We start from the raw sequence: 458 nt of genomic DNA on the forward strand, positions 1-458 counted from the left end.
AGAGATAGGCTGTCGTGGATCTCTTGTAAAAGCAAAGAGGGGGTAAGTGAAAAGAAAAGTGGGCAGGGTTGTTGGATGCGTTTTTATTTGAAACAATGGAAAGTGAAGAGGAAGCAGTGATGGGGTTTCGTACACTTGATGATGTTGATGTCACTGGAAAACGTGTTCTTGTGCGGGTGGATTTTAATGTGCCAATGGCGCAGGGTAAGGTCTGTGATACGACACGCTTAGAGCGGCATAAAGAGACACTCGTTGAGCTACAAAAGCGGGGTGCTAAACTTATTCTGCTTTCTCATTGTGGTCGTCCCAAAGGAAAGGTAGAGCCAGAGTTTTCACTCCGTCCTGTTGTGCAAGTGCTGGAAAAGATCATTAATAAGCCTGTTTCGTTTGCTCCTGACTGTATCGGTTCGGTGGTGCAGGTTGCGGTTGAGTCATTACAAAATGGGGGTGTTTTACTG

1 protein-coding gene is annotated in these 458 nt (G+C 45.9%); it reads left to right on the plus strand.

Annotation, left to right across the window (positions count from 1 at the left end; translation table 11 throughout):
* Nucleotides 1–119 precede the first annotated feature (119 nt).
* Nucleotides 120–458: phosphoglycerate kinase (gene pgk / locus J7R13_RS08900; protein WP_208438315.1), on the plus strand; the 339-nt coding region annotated here is incomplete at its 3' end.

The organism is Bartonella taylorii 8TBB (assembly GCF_902825155.1).
In the GTDB taxonomy this organism is placed as follows: domain Bacteria; phylum Pseudomonadota; class Alphaproteobacteria; order Rhizobiales; family Rhizobiaceae; genus Bartonella; species Bartonella taylorii_A.